At 65.7% G+C, this 24204-nt stretch carries 30 protein-coding genes; all 30 read left to right on the top strand.

The window, feature by feature from the left end:
* Window positions 1-60 precede the first annotated feature (60 nt).
* On the top strand, window positions 61-234 hold the full coding sequence (locus D578_RS16020; RefSeq protein ID WP_018158376.1) for a hypothetical protein: 174 nt from the start codon (window positions 61-63) through the stop codon (window positions 232-234).
* A 626-nt stretch (window positions 235-860) separates the two neighbouring features.
* The gene (locus D578_RS0102335; protein WP_017926593.1) at window positions 861-1055 is read left to right on the top strand and encodes a hypothetical protein; all 195 of its coding nucleotides are present in this window, start codon (window positions 861-863) and stop codon (window positions 1053-1055) included.
* A gap of 236 nt (window positions 1056-1291) precedes the next feature.
* Window positions 1292-2233, top strand: a complete 942-nt coding sequence (locus D578_RS0102330) for an ArdC family protein (RefSeq protein ID WP_018948398.1) — start codon at window positions 1292-1294, stop codon at window positions 2231-2233.
* Complete coding sequence (locus D578_RS0102325) at window positions 2230-2514, top strand: hypothetical protein (protein WP_017926591.1); 285 nt, start codon at window positions 2230-2232, stop codon at window positions 2512-2514. Before D578_RS0102330 ends, D578_RS0102325 begins: the two co-directional genes overlap by 4 nt.
* Window positions 2515-2719: 205 nt before the next feature.
* A complete protein-coding gene (locus D578_RS0102320) occupies window positions 2720-3142 on the top strand; it encodes an antirestriction protein (protein ID WP_018168703.1) in 423 nt (140 codons plus the stop codon).
* Window positions 3143-3216: 74 nt separating this feature from the next.
* Window positions 3217-3477, top strand: coding sequence for a hypothetical protein (locus D578_RS0102315; RefSeq protein ID WP_018168704.1), 261 nt, complete (start codon window positions 3217-3219; stop codon window positions 3475-3477).
* Between the two features lie 445 nt (window positions 3478-3922).
* Window positions 3923-4378, top strand: coding sequence for a hypothetical protein (locus tag D578_RS0102310; RefSeq protein WP_018948397.1), 456 nt, complete (start codon window positions 3923-3925; stop codon window positions 4376-4378).
* Between the two features lie 955 nt (window positions 4379-5333).
* Entirely contained in the window at window positions 5334-6038 is a 705-nt protein-coding gene (locus D578_RS0102305; RefSeq protein ID WP_018948396.1) for a hypothetical protein, read from the top strand.
* On the top strand, window positions 6035-6742 hold the full coding sequence (locus D578_RS0102300; RefSeq protein WP_026289127.1) for a hypothetical protein: 708 nt from the start codon (window positions 6035-6037) through the stop codon (window positions 6740-6742). The genes D578_RS0102305 and D578_RS0102300 overlap by 4 nt, the downstream gene beginning before the upstream one ends.
* Before the next feature lie 15 nt (window positions 6743-6757).
* On the top strand, window positions 6758-6997 hold the full coding sequence (locus tag D578_RS16275) for a hypothetical protein (RefSeq protein WP_018948394.1): 240 nt from the start codon (window positions 6758-6760) through the stop codon (window positions 6995-6997).
* Entirely contained in the window at window positions 6994-7764 is a 771-nt protein-coding gene (locus tag D578_RS0102290) for a TIGR03759 family integrating conjugative element protein (protein ID WP_018948393.1), read from the top strand. The genes D578_RS16275 and D578_RS0102290 overlap by 4 nt, the downstream gene beginning before the upstream one ends.
* Window positions 7731-8243, top strand: a complete 513-nt coding sequence (locus D578_RS15190) for a transglycosylase SLT domain-containing protein (protein WP_081617317.1) — start codon at window positions 7731-7733, stop codon at window positions 8241-8243. Before D578_RS0102290 ends, D578_RS15190 begins: the two co-directional genes overlap by 34 nt.
* Entirely contained in the window at window positions 8240-8770 is a 531-nt protein-coding gene (locus tag D578_RS0102280) for a PFL_4695 family integrating conjugative element protein (protein ID WP_018948391.1), read from the top strand. The genes D578_RS15190 and D578_RS0102280 overlap by 4 nt, the downstream gene beginning before the upstream one ends.
* On the top strand, window positions 8767-10848 hold the full coding sequence (gene traD / locus D578_RS0102275; protein WP_018948390.1) for a type IV conjugative transfer system coupling protein TraD: 2082 nt from the start codon (window positions 8767-8769) through the stop codon (window positions 10846-10848). Before D578_RS0102280 ends, traD begins: the two co-directional genes overlap by 4 nt.
* Window positions 10848-11591 (top strand): TIGR03747 family integrating conjugative element membrane protein, encoded by a 744-nt coding sequence (locus D578_RS0102270; protein WP_018948389.1) that lies wholly within the window; start codon window positions 10848-10850, stop codon window positions 11589-11591. The genes traD and D578_RS0102270 overlap by 1 nt, the downstream gene beginning before the upstream one ends.
* 309 nt (window positions 11592-11900) lie before the next feature.
* A complete protein-coding gene (locus D578_RS0102265) occupies window positions 11901-12203 on the top strand; it encodes an RAQPRD family integrative conjugative element protein (protein WP_038033978.1) in 303 nt (100 codons plus the stop codon).
* Window positions 12200-12433, top strand: a complete 234-nt coding sequence (locus tag D578_RS0102260; protein WP_018168718.1) for a DUF3262 family protein — start codon at window positions 12200-12202, stop codon at window positions 12431-12433. Before D578_RS0102265 ends, D578_RS0102260 begins: the two co-directional genes overlap by 4 nt.
* Window positions 12434-12445: 12 nt before the next feature.
* The gene (locus tag D578_RS0102255; RefSeq protein WP_017926574.1) at window positions 12446-12817 is read left to right on the top strand and encodes a TIGR03745 family integrating conjugative element membrane protein; all 372 of its coding nucleotides are present in this window, start codon (window positions 12446-12448) and stop codon (window positions 12815-12817) included.
* Between the two features lie 33 nt (window positions 12818-12850).
* Complete coding sequence (locus tag D578_RS0102250) at window positions 12851-13183, top strand: TIGR03750 family conjugal transfer protein (RefSeq protein ID WP_017926573.1); 333 nt, start codon at window positions 12851-12853, stop codon at window positions 13181-13183.
* On the top strand, window positions 13180-13806 hold the full coding sequence (locus D578_RS0102245) for a PFL_4703 family integrating conjugative element protein (RefSeq protein WP_018948388.1): 627 nt from the start codon (window positions 13180-13182) through the stop codon (window positions 13804-13806). The genes D578_RS0102250 and D578_RS0102245 overlap by 4 nt, the downstream gene beginning before the upstream one ends.
* Window positions 13806-14588, top strand: a complete 783-nt coding sequence (locus tag D578_RS0102240) for a TIGR03749 family integrating conjugative element protein (RefSeq protein ID WP_018948387.1) — start codon at window positions 13806-13808, stop codon at window positions 14586-14588. The genes D578_RS0102245 and D578_RS0102240 overlap by 1 nt, the downstream gene beginning before the upstream one ends.
* The gene (locus D578_RS0102235; protein ID WP_018948386.1) at window positions 14573-15976 is read left to right on the top strand and encodes a TIGR03752 family integrating conjugative element protein; all 1404 of its coding nucleotides are present in this window, start codon (window positions 14573-14575) and stop codon (window positions 15974-15976) included. The genes D578_RS0102240 and D578_RS0102235 overlap by 16 nt, the downstream gene beginning before the upstream one ends.
* Complete coding sequence (locus tag D578_RS0102230) at window positions 15933-16352, top strand: TIGR03751 family conjugal transfer lipoprotein (RefSeq protein WP_155996743.1); 420 nt, start codon at window positions 15933-15935, stop codon at window positions 16350-16352. Before D578_RS0102235 ends, D578_RS0102230 begins: the two co-directional genes overlap by 44 nt.
* Window positions 16352-19093 (top strand): conjugative transfer ATPase, encoded by a 2742-nt coding sequence (locus D578_RS0102225; RefSeq protein WP_018948384.1) that lies wholly within the window; start codon window positions 16352-16354, stop codon window positions 19091-19093. The genes D578_RS0102230 and D578_RS0102225 overlap by 1 nt, the downstream gene beginning before the upstream one ends.
* Complete coding sequence (locus tag D578_RS0102220; protein WP_018948383.1) at window positions 19090-19515, top strand: hypothetical protein; 426 nt, start codon at window positions 19090-19092, stop codon at window positions 19513-19515. The genes D578_RS0102225 and D578_RS0102220 overlap by 4 nt, the downstream gene beginning before the upstream one ends.
* Window positions 19512-19907: a TIGR03757 family integrating conjugative element protein gene (locus D578_RS0102215; RefSeq protein ID WP_018948382.1), complete on the top strand. Its 396-nt coding sequence runs from the start codon at window positions 19512-19514 to the stop codon at window positions 19905-19907. Before D578_RS0102220 ends, D578_RS0102215 begins: the two co-directional genes overlap by 4 nt.
* A gap of 11 nt (window positions 19908-19918) precedes the next feature.
* Window positions 19919-20941: a TIGR03756 family integrating conjugative element protein gene (locus D578_RS0102210; protein WP_026289125.1), complete on the top strand. Its 1023-nt coding sequence runs from the start codon at window positions 19919-19921 to the stop codon at window positions 20939-20941.
* An 85-nt stretch (window positions 20942-21026) separates the two neighbouring features.
* Window positions 21027-22295, top strand: a complete 1269-nt coding sequence (locus D578_RS0102205) for an integrating conjugative element protein (protein ID WP_018948380.1) — start codon at window positions 21027-21029, stop codon at window positions 22293-22295.
* A complete protein-coding gene (locus D578_RS0102200) occupies window positions 22292-22630 on the top strand; it encodes a hypothetical protein (RefSeq protein WP_018948379.1) in 339 nt (112 codons plus the stop codon). Before D578_RS0102205 ends, D578_RS0102200 begins: the two co-directional genes overlap by 4 nt.
* Window positions 22627-24156, top strand: coding sequence for a conjugal transfer protein TraG N-terminal domain-containing protein (locus D578_RS0102195; protein WP_018948378.1), 1530 nt, complete (start codon window positions 22627-22629; stop codon window positions 24154-24156). Before D578_RS0102200 ends, D578_RS0102195 begins: the two co-directional genes overlap by 4 nt.
* The last annotated feature ends 48 nt before the right edge of the window (window positions 24157-24204 follow it).

The raw sequence follows: 24204 nt of genomic DNA, 5'->3' as shown, positions 1-24204 counted from the left end.
CCGATCCCTCTTGTTGCGGCAGGAGGGATCGGGGTGTCCCACAACTGACGGAGAAGCCCCATGAAAGCTCGCACCACCATCACCAAGCTCTTTCGTTCGCTCGACTCGGTTTCCGAGGCCCTCAAGTGCGGTTTCCAGGTACTGGATAGCCGCACCCTGGAGCCCATTACGGATGCCGATCTGGAACAGCTTTCCACGTCCGATCTTCACCATCTGGAAATGCGGATCGGTTGATCGAGCCGGCGCCCCTTCGGGGGCGTCATTCCCGAGGGTCGCGCGCGATCCTGGGGAATGACGGCTTTACCGCCCGCCTGAGCGTATCAGGCCCCTTAAAACCCTTCCGGATCGGGACGAAGGGTGCCGGCACTGCCGGTCGATCCATTTCCTTTACCCACCACGGGGACAACTGACCCCGTGGGGGCGGTCTGTCCCCATTACTCGGAGACAGACTCATGCGAGGACTTCACATCAGCCGGAAACACGAAGGCATGGCATTCAAGCGCGCGGGCGAACGAGTGGACCTTCGGTTCACTCAGCCCGAGTACACCAAGCGCCAACCGGCCCGGGTGACTCCACCTCCGCGTCACTGGTGCCTTGAAGCACCCTGCTGACCGACCGATGCGCCGATCCCCAAGACTTTGTCCTGGGGATCGGCTCTTCTTTCGTGGCGTCATTCCCGAGGGTCGCGCGCGCCCCTGGGGAATGACGGCTTTACCGCCCGCCTGAGCGTATCAGGCCCCTGAAGCACCCCCGGATCGGGCAGGGGTGCGCCGGCTTCGCCGGTCGATCCATTCCTTCACCCACCACGGGGAGAGCACTCCCCTGTGGGGCGCTCTCCGTTCACAGACAGGAGAGCATCGATGGACAAGGAAACCATCAAGGCGTTTATCGCCTGGCTGGAAGCGGCGACCGAACAGGAGATCCTGGACCGGCGTCAGCAAGCATTGAACGCTCAGGTGAGCACTCGGGAGGGCCGTGCCGACATCAATCTTGCGCTTCGTCTGATCGACGAGGAGCTGCTGGCACGTCTCGATCTGAAGTCGCAATCGCACTGAGCTTTACCGCGCGCGGTTTGAGTTGATCGTTGATCTGCTCGAACCGCTCGGTTTCGCCCCTGAACAAGGCGCGTGTCAGCGCCTGTTCCAGGGTGGAACGTTGACCTTCAATGACCTTCATCACCGGCGCCTCGCTGCTCGCGTGAGGACGGTCAACATACCATTTCAACCCCCGTGGGGCAGTCAGATCCCACGGGGATCGGTCTGTCCCCATTTTCATGCGCAGGAGACAGACCATGTCCAAGAAAGAAGCCTCCAAGGACCTGTACCAGGAAGTGACCGATCAAATCGTTACGGCCCTGGAAAACGGTGTCGTGCCCTGGGTCAAACCGTGGGATCGCGACAAGGCGGCACTGGCGAGTGGAATGCCGGTCAATGCCGCGACCAACCGCCCCTACCACGGGGTCAACGTCATGCTCCTGTGGATGCAGGAGGTGGCACACGGGTACTCCACCAGTCGGTGGATGACCTTCAAGCAGGCGAAGGATGCCGGCGGATCGGTGCGCAAGGGCGAGAAAAGCACGCTGGCCGTGTTCTTCAAGCCGATCGAGCGGCAGAAGACCGACCGCGATGGCAAGCCGGTGACGGACGAGAAGGGCGAGCCGGTGATGAAAACCGTGCCGATCCTTCGGGCCTTCAAGCTCTTCAACGTGGACCAGATCGATGATCTGGAGGACCGGTATCGCGTGGGTCCCACCGGGGACGCCCCGGAACCGAACTTCACGCCCATCGAGGCCGCGGAATCGGTGCTGGAGTCCTCCGGGGCTCTGATCCGACACGGGGGCGACCGGGCGTTCTATGCGCCCGAACTGGATTACATCCAGTTGCCCCCGAAGGCGTCGTTTCGGGAAGAGGCCGGTTATTACGCCACGGCACTCCACGAACTCACGCACTGGACGGGGCACGAGTCCCGCCTCGCGCGCGAGGGGATCGTGGAGTTTGACCACTTCGGATCCGAACGCTATGCGTTCGAGGAGCTGGTCGCCGAGCTGGGCGCTGCCTTCCTGTGCGCCCAGATCGGTATCCAGGGGGATCTTCGCCACGAGGGCTACATCGGCTCCTGGGTCCGGAAGCTCAAGGAGGACAAGCGGGCCATTTTCCGTGCAGCCAGTCAGGCCCGGAAAGCCGCTGAGCACCTGCGGCCGGAGGCCGAGGTGCAGTCCGAGGAGGCGGTATGAATCCCGCCACCCTGGAAGCCCTGAACCAGCTCGCCGACGCGGCGGAGTCACCGACGGGACAGGGACGGCACGTCCGTCTCTTTCTGCTCGGTCTCTTCAACGGCCAGGAATTTCCGTTCGACCTTACCCGACTCCGGGTAATCGATCCGGACCTTCAGGTCGCTGCGCTGCGCGTACTGGCGTTCGACATGCGTTCCGGAACGGAGATCGACCACTGGATCTCCGGCGGAGCCGAGCGTCTCGCCCGTTGGGTGAGGCTTGAAATCCACTCTCAACCCTGACGGCCTTCGGGCCGTCATTCCCGAGGGTCGCACGCGGCCCTGGGGAATGACGGCTTTACCGCCCGCCTGAGCGCATCAGGCCCCTGAAGCACCCCCGGATCGGGCAGGGGTGCGCCGGCTCGCCGGTCGATCCATTCACTTCACCCACCACGGGGACACCGACCCCCGTGGGGGCGGTCTGTCCCCTCCTTGCAGGAGATAGACCATGACGTTTTGCACTGAGACGGATCTTGCGATTCACCGCCACCGCGTCCCCGACCTCGAACGGATCCGGATCCTGCCGAGGTATCTCGGGGCACATGCCCTGGCATTTGAAAATAGCGTCTTCGATTCGCTGGGAACCCTGGCGGAAGCCTACAGGGGCGGCTTTTGGGAGTTCTACGAGCTTTCCAACGGCGGTTTCTACATGGCACCCGAACAGGAACGGAACCTGCGGATCGTGGTGCCCGGTAACGGCTACGAGGGCGAATTGAGTGCGGACGCGGCGGGCATTGTTGCCTGTCTGTTCGCCTTCAACGCGATGGCCTGGCGCTTTCGCGAAGATCGGCACGTCAACCTGTACCACTGGTTGAGGGATTACGCGCTGGACCACGACGAGTCCGGCGAGATCCTTCGCGCGATCGACTAGCCAACGGCATTCCATTCCCCGAAAGGGCGACGGCCCCTTTGGGGTCGGTCGCTCCTCTACACAGGAGACTGACCGTGGAATCTCGACATCACTCCATTCTTGGGGACCTGGTCCCCATGGACCGAGGGCTGTACGCCCTTGGCTCGGACGCGACCCGGATCATGGTCTGCCATGGCCCGGGCGTATTCCTGCTCAACTCGCACGCACTGGAGCCGATGGACACGTCGCCCGGCGCCCTACGTGCTCAGGCACTCGAACACCTAGCGTTTCTCGCCGAAATCGAGCCGATCGAATCGCTGGCTTTGGCGGTTGCGACCGGCAAGCAAGCCGCTTGACCACACGCCCCCCTTCGGGGGCGTCATTCCCGAGGGTCGCGGGCGATCCTCGGGAATGACGGCTTTACCGCCCGCCTGAGCGTATCAGGCCCCTGAAGCACCCCCCGGATCGGGCAGGGGTGCGCCGGCTCGCCGGTCGATCCATTCCTTTACCCACCACGGGGACACCGACCCCGTGGGGGCGGTCTGTCCCCTCCATGCAGGAGATAGACCTATGTCGATCAAACCGATTGCCCATGCGCGCATTGCCGATCTGAAGCCGATTTCCCGGGGACGATTCGAGCTGTGTCGTTCTGGCACTCGATACCGCATCGGTATTCAACCGAACGGAGCCATTCGGCTCCTATCCGTCTCGTCCGCCCGCGCGGCCTGACGGCTCTCAACCCACCACGGGGACACCGCTCCCCGTGGGGGCGGTCTGTCCCCTCCATGCAGGAGACTGACCATGCACACCTATGAACTCGCGGAGCTGTATCGGGACCCGCTGTACCAGAAACGACTGGTGGAGTACGGCACCCGTGCCGAGCTTCTCGCCTGGGCGGCGTGGAATGATCCCAATGGCGTATTTCTCGACATGGACTGCGATGCCGAGGGCCTGCCGCGACTGAATCGGGCGCAGGCCGTCCACGCGGTTTCGGGGATGCTCAATTTTCCCCGAGTCGCCGGGACACCACTCACGTCGCCGGAATATCGCACCCTGCGGGTGTCCGACGAGGGCACGCCGCTGGTAGGCGACTACGTCGCCACGCTTGCTGTTACGGACGCTCTCGGGAAACTGGAAGCGCTGCGGCAGGAAGCCATCGAGAATGGCGGCAACACTTGGGCCAACGCCCGCGCGGATGTCGTGGAGCTACCGCTCGCCGAGGGCGAGCGGATGCAGCACGTCTTCCGCTGGATCTAACCCTGACGGCCTTCGGGCCGTCATTCCCGAGGGTCGCGGGCGATCCTCGGGAATGACGGCGGAGATTCAACATTTGCAGTCTGGAGGATTGCCCAAATCGGGCCCTTGAGTTTGAATGCGTATTACACCGCCCGCCTGAGCGTATCAGGCCCCTTGCCGACGCCCGTCGGCAAAAGCCCCTACGCGCCGAGAGTGGGGGTGCCGCATTTGCCCCTTTGCGGCCCGGCGCTGTCGGCTGATCCAATTTTGTCCCTGGCTCGGGTCAGTCGATCAATACCGATCCTCGGTGGAGGTTCACAAGTCAACTCGTTGGGCCCTCCGGGCCCGGCACGAGTTCTTCTCGAATGGTTTAGGGGGGTCTCCCCACGGTCGGTGCGTAGCGCCCGCCGTGGGGAGACTCTGGTCTCCGTGATTCAAATCACTGGCCGCCCACCGCCAGATGCAGCGTGGGTCCCTTTGTGCGGTACTGCCGCGCCATTCGAGATAGATCCATCCCCCCAAAACCATGGATCGCCGGAATACGACTCGCTACTGCAGGAGGGTGAGATCGATCCGCCCTGGGGACGACTCCTATTCGACCGGGCCCTCGAACAATCGACGCGCCCGGTCCTGAAGCACCTCAATCGAAGTCAACTCGCGGATCAGCCACCCCCGACCCAACCGGGGTGGCTGGTTACGTTTTGCCCACGCCTGGCAAGTCCTTGTTCCCTCGCTTTCTTGCCCCTCCTTCCCATGCAGTTATCCCCAGTTTTTGTGGATAACTCAAAAACCCATCGCGCTCGCTTCAGGATTTTTCGTAGCCGCTACACGCGGGACCCGGAGAATTGGCGACGTCCGTTGCCTTGGCAACGGGCAGCCCATACCCCCGTAGGGCTGGTGCCCGCGCCTTCGTTGGCGCGGGCTTTATTCCAAGCAGGCGAGGCAAGACATGCGAAAACGGTTACCCGCACTCCTTGTGGCGCTGGCGTTCACCTCCTGGGGAACCGCTGCGGCCAGTGACATTCAGGTGGGTCGATACCTCACCGCTACCGATGCGCCCGCACCCGAGCAGGAGCAGCCCCTTCAGGTCACGGTCCAGATCGATTTCCCGTCGGACGTCCGGCACGTCGGCTCCGCGCTCACCTACCTCCTGACACACAGCGGGTATCGACTGGAGGACCCGGCCGAGGCGGACCCGGCCATGCGGGTGCTCCTGACCCGACCGCTTCCCGAGGTGCATCGAGAGCTGGGGCCCCTGAGCCTTGAGAATGCGCTTACCACCCTCGCCGGCCCCACCTGGCGCCTGGTCGTCGATCCCGCCATGCGGGAAATCTCCTACGAGCCGCGTGCGCCTTATGCCGAGGCCGCACGGGCGCGAGGTCACGCGATCGAGGCCAACACCGTGCGCGATGTACTCGCGCCGCAACCCCCAACAGCCCGCCTGTATGGCCCGGTTCAGCGCGGCGAGACCCTCGGTTCCGTCGCCGAGGCGATTTCGCCGGGGCAACCGGCGCGCATGGCCGCCGCGCTGTTCGAGGCCAACCCGCACGCCTTCTTCCCGACCAATGCGCCGAATCCGAATCAGCTCCGCACCGGCATCGAGCTTGAGATCCCCAGCGACGAGGTGGCCGCCCGGTACAACCCGTCCCGCGCACGGTCGATTCTGCGAGGTGATCAATGAGCACCCACGAGAAGTCTGAAAATAGTCCATCGCCTCAGCCCGTTCCTCGCTGGCTCAAGATCGCGGGGCCGGTCGCCGGCCTCGCCGTCGTGACGGGGTTGCTCCTGATGTTCCTGGGAGGTGGCGGGGCCGAAACCGAAGAGCCCGAACCCGTGTCGGCCGAACCGGTCGCCGAGGTCGATCAAGGGAACCTCAACGAACTGGAAATACTGCTCGCCTCCCTGGAGGCACGGGTCGCCAGTCAGGACGAGGATCTGCGCGCGCTGCGCTCCGAGCAACGCGACTTTCGCGAGAAGCTCGACGGGCTGGAGTCCGCGCTCGACCACCAGGGACCGGATCAGGCCGTGACCGACCGACTGGAGGCCCTGCAGGGTGAACTGATGGACCTGCGCGCCGAGGTGGAATCCTCGGAGGCCATGGAGCCCATCGAGGCGCTGAGGGGCGATTTGAACGCCACGCAGCGCCGCGTCGCCCGCCTGGAGAAAACGCCTGAAACGCCGGAACCGAACGCCACCCTGACGGGTATCGAACACTGGGGGTCTCGCCACTTCGCCATCCTGGAAGGCGCGAGTGGCCGCGAGCGTATCCGCGTGGGCGGGAGCTACGGGCAATGGACGCTGGAAAGCCTCGATCCGGATGCAGGTGTCGCGGTCCTCCGGCACCCACGCGGGTTCATGCACGCCCTCGCCATCCACGACGAGTAGGAGCAGGAGACCATCATGGGTGGAGCTGTCGTTTTGCTGTTGATTGGGGTCGGCGTCATCGCGGCCACGCACGATCCGGAACCCGAGGTGGCACCCGATCCGCCCCCCGTCGAGCCCGTCGCGATTCCCGAGCCACCCCCGACCTGCCTTGACCGGGTCGCCGAGCGGACTCGGGTCGAAGCCGATCTTTCGTCCAAATGGGAACAGCGGGTCTATTTCATTGATGGGCGACCCTGCATGCGGGGGCACCCATGACCCGGCCTCGCTACTCCGTGATCGCGTTGCTGGTCGCGGCCGGACTCTCCGGCACCGTTCAGGCCAGTTCGGTCGAGTCCGACGCGACCCGCGCCGAGGCCCGAGCGTCCGAAGGCGTCGAGACGGCGCCGGCCCGGACCCGGCATTGGGATCTCTCCGACGCCGAGTGGGAACGCTACGACGCCATCATGGAGGGTCCACGGGGACTCTGGTCGCCGGGTCTGGACCCGATATGGGTCCTGGGGATTCATGCGGAGTCGGACCGAGAGCGCCGGTACTACGCCGAACTGGCCGTGGAGCAGGAGCGCAATCGCGTCACCGGCGAACTGGCCTTCCAGCATGCCTACGATGCCGCGTGGGATCGCCTCTACCCGGATCGGGTGCTGATCGAGCCGCGTGATCGGTCCGGCGCTGCGGACGGTGCCGAACCGAGAATCAGCGAGCCGAGGCCCCCCACCCTGGACGACCTCGGTGCGGATGATCGCGTGGTTCTGGTCGCCGCCCGCGACTGCGGCCGCTGCGGGGACATCCTGGAACGCGCCGTGGAGCGCTTGCAGGACGGGGCACAGTGGCGGCTGGACGTCTTTCTGACGGATACCGATGCGGATCAGGAGGTGCGCCGATGGGCGGCGGAGAACACGGTCCCGATCGACCTGGTGCGAGCCGGTCGTATCACCCTCAATCACGACGACGGCACGCTGGCCGATCACGACACGCCCTCGCTGTTGCGGCAATCCGGGCAGCGCTGGCAGCCGGTCTTGCCCTAACGCTCGCGACCCAGGCGGCAGCCGGCGTCCCTGAAGGCTACCACCGCGTCGCTCAGGCCGAGGGTGTTCCGGCCGATGTCCTGTACGCCCTCGCCGCCGCCGAATCCGGCGCACGGCTTTCCACGGGTGCCGCGCGGCCGTGGCCCTGGACCCTCAACGTGGGTGGGCGACCGGAGCGATACCGCACGTACCGGGAGGCGCTGGACGCCCTGGAGCGCCACCTCGCGGCCGGGAAGCGGAACATCGATATAGGCCTCATGCAGGTCAACTGGCACTGGCACGAGGAGCGCCTTCAGGACCCGGCGCGGGCCCTCGACCCCTATCGCAATCTCCGCATCGGTGCCGCGATCCTGCGCGAGCAGTACGAACGCAGCGGCCACTGGCTGGAAGCCAGCGGCCTCTATCACGCGCCCTCGAACACCACCAACGCCGCCCGCCACCGGGCCCGCGTCCAACACCATCTGGAGGCTCTGCCGTGATCGTGAAGTCCCCCCTGGCCGCCCTGCTGCCCCTTCTCTTCGTCTCTGCCTCTGCGCAGGCCCTGGAGGTGATCCTCGATACGGGTGAGGGCCGTTCGGCGGCCCCCTACCTGGAACGCCTGGAGGGCGCCGAGAAGCCCACACCTCGCAATACGGCCGCACTCCCCCCGTTGAACGACGCGGCCGAGCGCATGCTGCCCATCGAACCCTCCCGCTTGCGCGTGGCACCGCTGCAGGGACAGCCGCCGGCGCATGTCCGCGAGACGCTTCAGCACATGCCACGTCCACTCTGTTTGGTGGGCTCGGATCCGCAATCGCTCGCCTGGCTGGAACACCACCGGGTCGCGCTCATGCAGGCGGGGGCCGTGTGCATGCTCGTTCAGGCGGAGGCCCCCGAGGACCTTGAACGGGTGCGCGACACCGCGCACGGGATCCCGGTCCAGCTCTCGCACGGCGATGATCTCGCCGAGCGGTTGCAGCTCGACGTCTACCCGGTCCTGATCTCGCGCGAGGGGATCGAACAATGAGCCAGCTGCCCGTCGAGGCCCTGCTACGGCCGCCGGTCGAGTTCTACTCCGCCTTTGTGGCCGGCGCCGCCGCCGTCATCGCGGTCGCCGCGCCCTGGGCCCTGATGATGACCCCCTCGATCGCCTGGGTCGCGGCGGCGATGCTCGGGGCACTGGCCGTGCACCGGGCGCGACAGGGGTGGCGGATCGTGCGGTATCACCGCCACCTCCGACAGCTGCCCGAGTTTTCCATGAGCGCGAAACAGATCCCCGTCTCGCGCCGCAAGCTCTACCTCGGACGGGGGTTCCGCTGGACACAGAAGCACACGCAGCGCCTGCGGGACACGATCCGACCGGAGGTCCAGCATTACGTGGATCCCGGCCACCTGTACCGCTGGGCGCGGCGCAAGGAGGTCCAGTGGGAGTCCACCCCCGGGCTGCGCGGCATTGCGCGCGCACTCGGGAAACGGTCCTGGTGGAACCCCCTGGCCCCTCTGCCTCCCGTGGGGGGAAAACCCGCGCTGCACGCCGTTGAGCCGGATGAGGAAGATGCCTGGACGGATCTCGGTGAGCGCGTGGGGCACACCCTCGTACTGGGTACGACCCGGGTGGGCAAGACGCGGCTGGCCGAAGTGCTGATCACTCAGGACATCCGGCGCGGCGACGTCATCATCGTGATCGACCCCAAGGGGGATGCCGAGCTGCTCAAGCGTATGTATGCGGAGGCCCGGCGCGCGGGGCGCGAAGACCAGTTCTATATGTTTCACCTGGGCTACCCCGACCACTCGGCACGCTACAACGCCGTCGGGTCATTCAGCCGCATTACCGAGGTCGCCACCCGTGTCTCGAACCAGCTCCCGAGCGAAGGCAACAGTGCCGCCTTCAAGGAGTTCGCGTGGCGATTCGTGAACATCGTATCTCAGGCGATCGTGGCGCTGGGCCGACGCCCGGATTACCAACAGATCCTCCGGCACATCACCTACATCGAGCCGCTGCTGATCGAATACTACGAGCACTGGCTCCCCAGCGTGGCACCCGAAGGCTGGAAAGAGGAAGTGGGGCGGCGCGAGGCCAACACCAACGAACGCCAGCTACCGCGCAACCTGCAGGGTCGGGACAAGCGTGCCGTCGCCCTGATGCTCTACGCCAAGGAGCAGGGGCTGTTCGACCCGGTCGCCGACGGACTGCGCAGCGCCTTCGAGTACGACAAGACCTATTTCGACAAGATCGTGGCTTCGCTGCTCCCCCTGATGGAAAAGCTGACCACCGGCAAGACGGCGGAGCTGATCGCCCCCGACTATCTCGACACCGACGATCCGCGCCCGATCTTCTCCTGGCGGGAGATCATCCGCACCGGCGGCATCGTCTACGTGGGCCTCGACGCGCTCTCGGATGCCGACGTGGCGGCGGCCGTGGGCAACTCGATGTTCGCGGATCTCTGCTCCGTCGCGGGTCAGCTGTACAAGCATGGGCAGGACGACGGGCTACCGGATGGTGGTCGGTCGGGGCTCCCGACCGTCAACGTGCATGCGGACGAGTTCAACGAGCTGATCGGCGACGAGTTCATCCCTCTGCTGAACAAGGCCGGTGGCGCGGGGTTCCAGGTCACGGCCTATACGCAGACCTGGTCCGACGTCGAGGCCCGGATCGGATCCAAGCCCAAGGCCGGCCAGGTGGCCGGTAACTTCAACACGCTGGTCATGCTCAGGGTGAAGGAGTACGAGACGGCCGAAATGCTCACCGAGCAGCTTCCGCAGGTCGAGATCAACACGCTCATGCAGGTATCCGGCACCAACGATTCGGCCGATCCCGAATCCGACCAGCACTTCTCCAGCCGCAACGAAGACCGCATCACGGTAACCGAGGTCCCGCTGCTCACGCCGTCCGACATCGTCACCCTGCCCAAGGGTCAGGCGTTCGCCCTGATCGAGGGGGGGCAGCTCTGGAAGATCCGCATGCCGCTCCCGGACAGTAAGGCGGACCCGGTGATGCCCGGGTCGCTCACCGACATCGCCGAGCGCATGCAGCGCGATTACACCACCGCCGAGCACTGGTGGCAGGACACCGCCATGCCGGTCGCCCCGCAGGAACCCGCCTGATGGCGAGCGCACGCCGGCAGACATCGAGTCACCCCGCGCAGCAGCGCGACCCGGGGCTGATCGGGCGAACGCTGAACCTCGCGGGCCAGATCGTCCTGTGGTTGCTCGCGGCGTTGCTGTTTTCCCTGGTGGCGGAATGGGTCGGCATGACCTGGATCTGGCCGGAGCAAGGCATCCAGCACAGCCAGCAGATGCTCGAACGCGAGATCGGCTACCTCAACGAGGACTTTCGTCAGTCCATGTTGACCGCGGATCCAGGGGGCTACGCGCGCAGCTTCGCGGAGGTGTCCTATCGCTTCCTGTTTGAGTACACGGGGATCCACTCGCTCGTGGAGTGGCTGTCGATTCCCGCGCACCCCGAGGATGGCCGGATCGTGCACTCTCTGCGCAACGGGTATCACTCCATTGAGCCTTATGTCCTGGCCGGCATGGCGATCACGCAGGTCTTCGCCCTCCGCCTGGGGGTGCTGACCCTCGCCATGCCGGTGTTCGTCCTGTTCGCCATGGTCGCCCTGGTCGATGGACTCGTGCAGCGCGATCTGCGCCGCTGGGGGGGTGGCCGCGAATCGTCGTTCGTCTACCACCACGCGAAACGGCTGATGGCGCCCTCGATCGCCATGGCCTGGGTGGTCTACCTCGCACTGCCGTTTTCGGTCCACCCGAATTGGGTCATTCTCCCGTTCGCCCTGCTCAATGCGATCACCATCGCCATTACGGCTTCGAGCTTCAAGAAATACCTCTGAGAACCCCACCCGCCGCTGCGAGTGTCACGAGCGCATAGCGTTTCTCCACCCCCGGACGGCCGGACGCCAAACCCCTTACCACCGACGTTCGACGCCGCACTCCCGCTCGGGCTTGCGATGCAGTCTGCTCGGCCCACCCACGTTTCACCCTCGCCAAACCCGCCCTTTCCGAAGGCTCGAATAGCACGGCGCAGGGGCTCAACCCTGGCGTCCGAAAAACCCTCGCGATCGGTTTGAGGATTTTTCGTAGTCGCCACGGCCGGGAATCAGAAGACTGTGGCTCACGCTAACGCCTCGGAGTCACACGCCATGCACAGGACCCTTGTCGCGCTCGCTACGGGCGTGGTGATGATCACCCTCACACCGGCGGCCCTGGCCGACCGCGATGCGGAACGCGAGAGCCTGAGCCGACTCGCTCACGAGATTCAGGCCCTGCACGCACTGGTTGATCAGGCGGAAGCCCATGCCGACCCCGACGCACGGATCCGCTTCCAGTACGACTGGCTGCGCCACGACCTGGATCGGGTTCAGGCCGGCATCGAGGAGCACCTCCGGGCACCGCGCGCCCAACCGCGCCGGGTCGAGCCCCTCAGTGGTGATTACCGCCGGTGAGCGGCGATGCCTCCAGTCAGTTCGAGCAGTGGGCCGGCGCGAGTGGCGCCGACCTGGGGCTCGCGATCGCGGCCATTGTCGCGGTCACCTATCTGATCTGGCTCATGTGGGTCGTGATGGGCCAATTCCGCGCCTGGAGCGATCGCGAGACACCCATGTTCGACCTGCTTTGGGTCTCTGTACGGGCCGCCGTCGTGGTGATGCTCGTGGGTTACTTCATCCGTCCATAGGAGGACTTTCCGATGCTCAATACCTGCAAACGCCAATGGGCCCGCGCCCGCCACATCCTCATGACTGGAGTCGTGGTCGCCCTCCACTCCACGCCCGCTTGGGCGCAGAACCTGCCGACGGCACCCGAGCCCGACGGAGGGTTCGAGGACGGCAACTGGATCGACCTCATGCGCGGCTACATCTTCGAGGGGGCGATCGTCCTCGGCACGCTGATCGCCGTCGCCTCCTTCCTGTGGGTGTCCTGGACCGCGCTGACCAAATTCAATGAGGCCCGCCAAGGCAAGGCCGAATGGGGCGAGGTGGGTCTGCTTGGCGTGGTGGGTGCCGTGGTGCTCCTCGTCCTGAGCTTCTTCGTCAATCAGGCCATTTCGATCATGGAGTAATGCCGCGTGGCGACACCCGGACTCGAAAACCGAATGGCCGAGCGGCTCAACGAGGAGCCGCCCATCTTTCGCGGCTGCTCCTCCAGTGAGCTGCTCGCCATTCTCGTGCTCGCCGTGATCGGCTGGCTACCCGTCGGGATCCTGCTCGGTTTCGTGGTCGGCGCTCCGATGATGGGCGTCGGATTCGCGGCGGTCGCCGTGCTGGGGACCGTATTCATCACCGCCACGATCTTCCAGAAGATCAAGCGGGGCCGCCCCACCGGCTACTACCAACAACGCGCCATGCTCGCCCTTCACCGGAGCGGCCTGCGCAAGGTCCCGGTGACGCTACGCAGCGGCACCTGGGACCTGGGGAGACGTTCGTGAGATACCGCAAGGAACTCGACAGCGCCCGATCGCACATCAACACCCTCCGGGGCGTCATTGGCGTCATGGCGCTCGTGGCCCTCGGCCTCTGGTTTGGATGGCAGCAGGCCCCCGACCGCCTGACGGTGCACATCCCCCCGGAGCTTCGCACCGGCGGGGTTCTGGAAGCCGGAGAGGTGCATCCCGCGTCGGTGTACACCTTCGCGTTCTATATCTGGCAGCAGCTCCATCGCTGGCCCGAGGACGGGCGCGCGGACTACCCGGACAACCTGTGGTCGCTGCAGGCGTTCCTGACGCCACGGTTTCAGCAAACCCTCGAAGCCGACCGCGAACAACGCGAGCGGCGCGGTGAACTGCGGGATCGCAGCCGGTTCATCCGGGAGATCGACGGCCTGCGCTACACCCCGGACCGCGTGCAGGCCACGGGGGACGGGACGTGGACGGTATGGCTGGACGTGGAGGTCGAGGAGCGCATCGACGGCGAACGCGTCAAGCAGGTCTTCATCCGCTACCCCCTGCGGGTGGTCGCCTACGACATCGACCCTGAATCGAACCCCTGGGGGCTCGCCCTCGCGGGCTTCGCCCAAGATCCCTATCGCATCGACCCGGAGGAGGAGCAGTAATGCGCCCGATCCTCGCCATTGCCCTTATCGCGGCCCTCGCGGGCCCGGTGTCGGCCACCGCCGACGACAGCTCCGACCGCATTACGTGGGACGGCTCGCCCGTTCAGGTCACCCTGCCCGTGGGGCAGGAGCGGCTGATTCGCTTCCCTGCAGGGCACGTCCGCGTGGGGCTTCCACCCCACATCGATGAGCAGGTCCGCGTGTTCTCGAACGACGGGATCGTGTACCTCAAGGCGCAATCCTCGTTCGGCCCCACCCGCGCCGTCATTGCCGACGTCGAGTCCGGGGCGACGTTCATGCTCGACCTTTCGGCCGAAGACGGGGCGCGCGCCAATGAGGTCGTCATTCATCGACCGGGGAGCCGCCGGGACCGCGCGACGGACGTCCCCGACGCCGAACCCGACCACCAGAACCTGGACTACGTGGCGCTGACGCGATTCGCGTCCCAATCCCTGTATGGCCCCAGCCGGCTCGCCCCGCAGATGCCTGGCGTGCGCCAGGTTTCGCTGAACCGGGAACCGGTCCGGCTGGTCCGGGGCGCGGCCGTCACCGCCGAACCGCTCGCGGCCTGGCGTGGCGGGCGCTGGTATGTCACCGCCGTCAAGCTGCGCAACGCTACGGAATCCGCGGTCACGCTCGACCCCCGCGACCTGCGGGGCGACTGGCTGACGGCCACCTTTCAGCATGCGCGGCTGCACCCGGCCGGCCACGAAGCCGACACGACCGCCGTGTATGTCGTGTCGGACCGCCCCTTTGACGAGAGCTTTTGGGGGGTGCGCTGATGGTTTCCACCAAGGGCAATCGACTCCTGCCGATCATCGGCCTGGCCGTCGGGGCATTGATGATCGTGGTGATGCTGCGCTCATGCGGCACCGAGCCGGCGTCCGGGGCACCGGACTCGTTGGACCAGCGGCAGGCGGCGGCGCAACCGGACGCGGACACGGCCACCGACACCATCCGCACCCTGACGGCCGAGCAGCGCGAGACGCGCCGACAGCTGCGCGAACTGCGCGAAGACAACCAGCGGATGCGCGAGCAGCTGGCCGAGGAAGCACGGCAGGAGCCGGACCCCGAGCGCCAGAGCCACCTGGAGGGACTCCTCGGGCGCATGGACCAGCTCAGTTCCCGCGTACAGGACATGGGGCAGCAGCTGGAGCAGCGCGACGAAGATCCCGACCTGGTGCCCGGGAGCGACATTCCGATCGGTCTAGGCATCCGGGAAGACGAGGCCCCGGTCATTCAGGACCGCACGCGCACGGCCGAACCCGAGTCCGCCGACACCCTGCGCTGGACGAATCCCGTGGGCTATGACCCCGAAGAAGAAGGGGGCGGGCTCCTCGATCGCAGCCGGTCGGTGGCCGGCACCATCCGGGATCGCGGCGCCGCTGGCGTGGAGCACGCCCGCGACACGGCGGCGCGCGCCACCGGCACGGATACGCCGGAGGAAGATCCCCGGTACACGGTGCCGCGCAACTCGACCCTGATGGGCTCGACCGCCATGACGGCCCTGATCGGTCGCGTACCGCACGGCGGGACGGTGGAGGACCCGGTGCCATTCAAGGTGATCGTGGGCGAACGCAACCTGGCCGCCAACGACATCGAGATCCCCAACATCGAAGGCATGATTTTCTCCGGCACCGCCATTGGCGACTGGACGCTGTCCTGCGTCCGTGGGTCGCTGGAGTCGGTCACCTTTGTCTTCCAGGACGGCACCGTTCGCACCCTGCCGGACCCCGACGGAGATTCCGGCGACGCCCTCGGCTGGATCTCCAACGAGCGGGGCGTGCCCTGCATTGCGGGTGATCGCATTTCCAATGCAGCGGCCTATCTGGCGCAGTCCACCGGCATCGTCACGGCGCAGGCCGCCGCCGACGCAGCCGCAGCCGCTCAGACCACGCAGATCGTCGGGCAGGAGGGATTCACGCAGAACATCGTCACCGGCGACACCGGGGAGTTCATCGCCGGCCGCGCGGCATCCGGCGCCGCTCGCGAACTCGCCCAGTGGCTGCGGGAACGCCAGGAAAGCCACTTCGACGCGGTCTTCGCCCCCGCCGGCGAAACGGTCGCCATCCACCTCGACCGGGAACTGAGGATCGATTATGAACTTGAAGGCAGAAGGGTCTCCCATGAAGCGTTCGAGCGCCGCTCTACCCATCGCACTCTTGATTAGTGCGGTCCTGACCGCCGGCTGCGCCTCCACTTCGGCGGACAAGGTGATCCCGAAGGACGGCCCCACGATGAACGAGGTGTATGAAGGACACTTCGAGTCCATGGGGCGCACCGATGTCGATGCCGCGCGTCAGGCGCTGCAACAGCCGATCGGCCGAGACGTCCAGGACGGCACGGCGGATCTCGCGGGCTACACCCGGTCCGCTCACGACGAAATCGAAACCCGTTTCAGTCGGGTCCCCAATCCGACCCTGGTGATGTTCGTGTACCCGCACCTGGCCGGTCGCGACGAGGTGCCCGTGCCCGGGTATTCGACGTCGTTCCCGATGTATGACCGCCACCACTATGCACTCCCCGGAGAGGCGGGAGCCCGATGATGCTGAAGATGCTCACCTCGCTCCTCCCCGGCCGTTCGGCGAGGGAGGAAGACGAGAACCAGGGGCCCGACCCGAACCTGGGCGGGTCGCGGCCGGTGACACAGGCCGAGGTCAAGGATCTCTACCGCCGGCCCAACTCGTTCACGGACCTGCTCCCGTGGACGGACTACGACCCGGCGACTCAGGTGTTCCTCCTGGAGGACCAAAACAGCGTTGGCGCCCTGTTCGAGCTGACCCCGGCCAGCTCCGAAGCGCGCACGCCCGAATACATGGAGGACCTGCGCCAACAGATCCAGGGTGCGCTGACCGACTCGGTCCCCGAGGTGGACGGTTCGCCGTGGGTGCTACAGGTCTTCGTGCAGGACGACCCCGCCCTGGGCGGGGTCACCGACCATATCCGGGCCTACGCCCGCGAGCGGTCCGAGGACAATCCGTTTCGGGACGCCTACCTCGCGGAGGTGGACGACCATCTGCACCGGATCTCGCAGGAGGGCGGTCTCTTCGTCGATCAGCAGGTCACCGGGGGCGCGTGGCGCGGGCAGAAACGTCGCGTGCGCGCCTGCCTGTACCGCCGCTCGATCTCGGGCGACCTGTCACCCGAGGAGACCCTCAACCAGGTCGCCGCCCAATGGGCGACCTCCCTGGAAGCCGTCGGGGTCGGCGTGAAGCGCTGCAAGGCGCAGGATCTGTATGAGTGGCTCGTCCCGTGGTTCAACCCGCGTCCCGAGGTGGCCGATGGCGACCCGGAGAAGCTGCTGAACGTCGCCCCTTACCCGGGTGACGAGGATCTCCCGTTCGGTCGCGACCTGGCCGAACTGTTCACCTATTCAATGCCGGTGTCGGATGCCGAGGCCGGGGTCTGGCGCTTCGACGGGATGCCCCATGCGGTCCTGAACGTCCAGAGCCTGCGTCAGGCGCCCAAGACGGGGCATTTCACGGCGGAACGCCAGGCCGGCGAGAACATCTATGCGCTGTTTGATCGCGCCCCCGAAGGCACGATCCTCTCGGTCACCATCACCATCCAGCCGCAGGACCAGGTCTCCAATCACATCGGGCAGATCCACGCCGCGTCCCGTGGGGACAACATCGAATCGCGGCTGGCACTGGAGGAGGTGGAGACGGCGCAGGAAGAACTCGCGCGCGGCAACAAGCTCTACCCCACCCAAATCGCTTTCTATATCCGCGCGGAGAACGACACGCAGCTGGTGCGCCGGCGCAACGAGCTGGCCTCGCGTCTGGTGGCGAACGGCCTCCAGATCATCGCCCGAGAGGCCGAGCTGCTCCCGCTGGACACCTATCTGCGAGCGCTCCCGATGGCCTATGACCCGGCCCTGGAGCGCGTAACGCGCCGGAGCCGCTACGTGTACGCCGACCACCTCGCCGCCCTGCTACCGCTCTACGGGCGCACGAAGGGGACGGACCACGCCGGGTTTCTGTTCTACAACCGGGGCGCCGAGCCGCTGATGTTCGATCCGCTGCATCCCTCGGACCGGAAGAAGAACGCCCACGCGTTGATCCTCGGCCCCACCGGGGCCGGCAAATCCGCCCTGCTCACCTATCTGATCCTGCAGATGGTGGCGGTCTACCGGCCCCGGATCTTCATCATCGAGGCGGGCAACTCGTTCGGTCTGCTGGGACAGTACCTGGACCACCGGGGCGTCTCGGTCAATCAGGTCTCCCTGAACCCCAAGGAGCGGGTCAGCCTGCCGCCGTTCGCGGCGGCGACCCAGCTCCTGGACGACCCCCTGGTGGACAAGAAGATCGAGGAAGAGGCCTCCGACGAGGACGACGAGGACGACATCGAGGAGGGGCGCGACCTGCTCGGCGAAATGCAGATCGCGGCGAAGATCATGATCACCGGGGGTGATCCGCGCGAGGAGGCGCACATGCGCCGCCCGGACAACACAGCCATCGCCAACGGCATACTCCGTGCCGCCAAGAACGTCCGCGCGGCGGGGCGCGAACAGGTCCTGACCGAAGACGTGGTCGCCGGGTTGCACGAGGTCGCGAAGGAAGAAGATTCCCCCGAACGCCGCAAGCGCGTCAGCGAAATGGCGCAGTCCATGGAGGTGTTCTGTCACGGGTTCGCCGGCAAGGTCTTCAACCGGGCCGGCGAGCGCTGGCCGGAGGCCGACGTAACGATCGTCGATATGGGGATCATGGCGCGCGAGGGCTACGAGGATCAGCTCACGGTGGCCTATGTCGGCCTGATGAACCATATCAACGACCTGGTCGAGCAACACCAGCACTCCGAACGCCCGACCCTCGTGCTCACCGACGAGGGCCACATGATCACGACCAATCCCCTCCTCGCGCCCTACGTCGTCAAGATCACGAAGATGTGGCGAAAGCTCGGGGCCTGGTTCTGGATCGCCACGCAGAACCTGGAGGACTTCCCGGATGCGTCCCGGAAGATGCTCAACATGATGGAGTGGTGGATGTGCCTGGTGATGCCGAAGGAGGAGATCGAGCAGATCGCCCGCTTCAAGGACCTCACCAGCGAACAGAAGAGCCTGCTGCTCGGAGCCCGCAAGGAACCCGGCAAGTACGTCGAGGGCGTGGTCCTGGCCGACCAGGTGGAAACGCTGTTCCGCAACGTCCCACCCCCGATCGCCCTGGCCCTGGCGATGACCGAGAAGCACGAAAAATCGGAGCGCCGAAAGATCATGGACGAGCTGGGGTGCTCGGAAGTCGAAGCCGCCGAAGAAGTCGCGCGCCGGATCGGAGGGGACGCATCGTGATCAATCAACACACCCTTTGGGCCGGCGACTTTGCCTGGACCGAATGGCTGCTGGTCGCCGGGGGGCGCAAAGGCCTGTTCCTGATGCCCGAGAACAAGGGTGGCCCGGAACGACTGGAGATCCACACCCTCCCTCTGCAGGGCGAGGGACAGCTGATCCACAAGGGCGGCTGGCTCACCGATGCTCAGCGCGACGTCGTTCTCATGGAACTGACGTTGCACGGGCATTCGGCCGTGACACTGGCCCGCGAGTTCGAGCAGGGCGAGGTGCTCGCGGGCCCGCTGCGGAATCTGGCGATCCGACTGGCTGAGGCAGAAGGCCGCGTGTGCGAGCGCATGCTGAACGACCCCCAACGCCGCTTCCGGGCGCAGCTTCACCTTCCCTCGACATCCAGCGCAGGAGGCCGCTCATGCGACGAATGATTGCCGTGCTGCTCCTGGTGGGGATCAGCCCCGCCAGTGCCGACCCGGGGCAGATCGAGGTCTTCGTGACCACCGGTACGACCGTGTCCACCACGCCGGCCGACCGCCGGGGGATCCCCGTCGAGATCCATCATGTGGACGCCGTGGACCGGGCAACGGAGGCCCTGAGTCAGGGGCTTCCAGCCGACCCCGAGGCCGCGGCCGCGATCGCCCAGGAGCGCCTGGACGCCCGGGCGCATCGGGATCTCGAAGACGCCTACGAGCCGCTGCTGCGCGCCTATCGTCTGAACATTGAACAAGTACCGGCCATCGTCTTCGACGGCCAGGCCGTGGTGTATGGCACAACGGATCTCGCGCGCGGCCTGCGCGAGTATGAACGGTGGCGGCCATGATCCGGGGGTCCATGCGCAGCACCGGCGCCGGAATCGTGGCCGCGCTCTGCCTGCTGGTGGGCAGCCCCGCGAAGGCCGAGGATCCGGACACCATTAGTACCTCCGAGATCACTTCACAGACGAGCAGCGCCCTCTCGTCCTGCCTGAATTGGGAGATCATCGGGGTCTGTCTGTGGCTGCGCTGCACCATTACCGGGTGCAGCGTGGTCACCACCGAACGGATCCGGCACTACGTCCCGGACGCCGTCATTTCGGCCTACCAGAACACCGGCGAAAACCCGTGGGCGGAAATCCGGGGAGCGCTGGGGTCCGCACAGGAATCCGCCGCCGAATCGATCCTGTCGTTCGATGCTTTTGTCGGAGGCGGAAACACGCTGGAGGGGCGCCATTCCCGCGATGCCCGTCAGCTTCGATTCAAGGAAGCGGATGTAGTCGGGCACCCCTTCATGGAGATCCTGGAGTACATCGACGTCCCGTACATTTGTCCGGGCGCGGCCACGGCCGAAGCCTTCCACCCCTACTACCAGTCCGCGACCAGCGTACTCGCCTGGCGCTACGCGGTGCCCGAAATGTTCTACCTCGAATCCCTCCAGGAGGGTGAACGGGAGATCGGAGAGTGGGACGACTACACCTGGGGTGCGGTGTACCCCCGGTCGGGTTATGTCTCCCAGCCGGAGGATGCCAAGGCGGCCGCGATCGTCGCGCAGCGGGCGGGCGACATTACCACTCGGGAAGACCAGTCGGGGCATGTCTACGAGCAGCTCCCGGGCGACGACGTGGTGCATGAGGACGGTTACCGCGTGTGGCTTCCCCCCGAACTGGTGGAGCGGGACGAAGAGACCGGCACGTTCCAGATGCACATGCCCACGGACACCAACGCCTGCGAGGTGTTCGGGGAGGATGACACCGAGGACAAGGAGGGCTGGTCCAGTGACAAGACCAACCTCAAGGGCAACTACGTGTGGACCCTATGGCGTCCCTACAACTGCTGCGAAATCGGGGGCCAGGTCTACCTCGGCTCTGTCACGTTCTAGGAGACGGATCATGCGGATGCGGAAAACACTGATCGCTGCTACAGCCTGCGCGGCGCTTTGGGGACCTACCGCCGGCCATGCCCTCGTGCCGTCCGAAGACGGGTTCTGGTACTACGAAGTGGGCGGTGCCGAGCCCATTTCCAATGCCCCGAATCCCAATGTCACCACGACCCGGCTGGCCTTCGGCGCGGAGGCCAGTGCGGGGTATAGCTGTGGCAGCTTCGATCCCCTGCTGAGCATCGAGAACACCCTGAACGAAGTCGCTCAGGGCATGGAAGACATGGTCGATCAGATGGTCCAGGCCGCCACGAATGCGATCGCCTCCCTGCCGGCCATGGTGCTCCAGCGGTCCAATCCGGGTCTGTACGACCTGTTCCAGAACAACCTGCTGCGCGCCGAGGCAGAGCTGTCACTCGCCACGCAGAGCTGCGAGGAAATGGAGGCCGCCATCGCCGACGGCCGCAACCCCTATCAGGAGTGGGTCACGCTCTCGAAGGGCGATGACTGGCGCGCGGCCATGGGCTCCGGGGGCGACATCGTGCAGGTCCAGGAGGAGATTGATCAGAACGCCGGGAACGATGGGGCCGAATGGATCGGGGGCCGCCGGGGCGGACAGGGGCAGGAGCCGATTGACGTGATCAGCGATACCGTCAAGGCGGGCTACAACATCACCCTGGACCGGCCCCCGAACGCCGGAACACCCTATGCAGGAGGCGGTGATACGCCCCTCCTCGCGCGGACCTGGAGCAGCCCACAGGAGGCACAGGAATGGGCAACCCGGGTGCTCGGGGACAAGCACATCCGCACCTGCCAGGGCTGCGAGAGCGAGACCACCCCCGGCGTGGGCCTCCTGCCCATCCTCGAAGAAACCAACCAGCAGGTCCGCGAAGACCTGATGCAGCTCGTCTCGGGAGCGACCAATCCGACACGGAGCAATCTGCGCGACGTCTCGGCCCCCGGCGTGGGTGTGTCGCGCGGCCTGATCGAGGCACTGCGTGAACTCCCGGAATCCGACCGGATGGTGGCGGCGGGACGGCTGGCACAGGAAGTCGCGACCGCGCGCACGATGGAGCAGGCCCTTCTGACCCGTCGCATGCTGCTGAGCGGGCGGAAGGCACCGGAGATCGACGCGGCCGGCGTCGCCCGCGAAGACATCCGGGACGGCGTCGAGGAGATCACCGCCGAGATCGACACGCTGATGATGGAGATCGAGGCGCGTCAGGCCGTGGTGTCGAATACGGCCGGGTCGATCCTGCGTGAAGCGCAGCGCCGCACCCGCTCGTCCCAGGGTACGCCATCGCCTCACCCGCTTGAGACCGCTCCGATGCGTGGCGGCGTGGTGCCACGGCCATGATCTCGCGAATCCCGCGCCACCTCCTGATCGGGGTCATCGCGGCCTTTGCGGTCGTCATCGTGGCGGGCCTCGCGTGGAACATGATCGAAGGGGCGGAGGTGGTACGCGCCCGACTGGATCGGGCTGAATGGCTGCTGGCCGGTTGGCGTTGGCTGCTGATCGCGGCGGTCGTGCTGGGTTGGCGGTACTGGGTGACCTGGCTTGGCGGGCACCTCCCGCCGGAGTCGCAACGGCGTCTGGTGGACGCGCGCTGGAGAGTCGCGGGCTGGCTCATGATCCTGGAAATCCTGCTGGGACAGAACCTGCTGGGCCGTGCCGTGGAGTTAGTGGTATGACCGTTGGGCATCCCCTCGAAGCATTCACCACCATTTTCGGTTGGATGCAGTTTCAGAACCTGTGGGACATCCTCGTGTTCTCGGGGATCGCGTTCATCCCCTTCCTGATCATCGTGATCCGGGCCTTCGTGGACAACTACACGGGACAGGAGGCCAAGGCCGGGAGCCGGAAATCCGTCCACATGATGGAGGTCGAGATCGTAAAGGCGCTCTCGGTCGTCGTACTGGCTGCGCAGCCGATCTGGCCCCTCTCGCTCAGTGAGCTGGAGTTTGATAACAGCTGCGATCAGATACCGGATGTTTCCGACATCGAAGACACCACGTACTCGGACACCTTCAACCTCACGAACGCGTCGGTCCCGGTCTGGTGGTACGCGACCATGGCGATCTCGAAGGGGATCACGGGCGCGGCGATCGCGGGGATCGGGTGCCCCGAGGATATGGTGCGGACCCGAATCGAGCTGGACCTCCAGCGGATTTCGGATCCGGAGGTGGCGCAGAACGTACAGCGCTTTATGAACGAATGTTTCGTCCCGGCTCGGTCCCGCTTCCAGAAAGACCGGCCGGACGTCTCGGCCCTTCTCGAACAGCACGGCCAGGACGATCCGGAGTTCATCGGTTCCCGGGTCTACCTGCAAACCGAAGGATTCTATGACCGCTACAGGGCCGATAGCCCCGTACACGGCTTCAACTACGTCCCGGAACGCGACGATCCAGATTACAACGAGGGCGCGGAACCGGATTTCGGACGCCCGCACTGCGCGGACTGGTGGAGCGGGAACGGAGGACCCGGTCTGCGGCAGCAGATCCTGGGCGAAATGGAGCCGACGTTTTGGGAGGGCGCTCGGGATAGCATGTCCGGCTGGTTCGGAACGCCGGACGAGGAACTAGAGGACCGCATGATCCGGCGGCTGGTCGAGGAGTCCGCAGTCCGCGCACCGCATGTGACGAGTGGCCTGGTCAACTCCGATACCAATGCCGGCCTATTCTCCCGCCTGACGGCTTCGTTCGGAATCGCGCGACAGGAAATGTTCGCTCACGGACCTCTGATGCTCACGATCCGCGAAGCGGCCCCGATCGTACAGAGCTTTCTCCTGATGGGGATCTACATGCTGCTGCCGATCTTGCTCGTGGTGTCTCTGTATTCCTGGGGGCCCGTGTTCGTCGCCACCATGGCAATCCTGACGATCACCTTCTGGAGCTACCTGTGGGCCGTCAGTCGTTGGCTGGAGGACAACATGACGGCCGCGATGTATCCGGACGGCGCAGGTGGCTTCATAGGTCCGGCGTTCGGTTCGCTGATGTCACCAGACCTGGGCATGAAGGACAGCATGATCACCATGGCCGTCGGATTGCTGCACATCGGCCTGCCCCTGATATTCAGCATGATCGTGGGATGGGCAGGGTTTAAGCTGAAAGACAGCCTGAACGCGAACAGCCAGACCACCGGATCGATGGCCGATAAGGGATCCGCCGCAGGGTCAGCCGCCGGTGGCAAACTTATGGAAGGTAGCCGACGCCGCTAATCAATAAGTAGGAGAGCGTCAGCTACCGCCATTGCGCGCAGACCACGC

It is taken from the genome of Thioalkalivibrio sp. ALMg11 (assembly GCF_000377905.1).
Lineage (GTDB): Bacteria > Pseudomonadota > Gammaproteobacteria > Ectothiorhodospirales > Ectothiorhodospiraceae > Thioalkalivibrio.
This window is presented reverse-complemented; position numbering and strand designations above follow the sequence as displayed.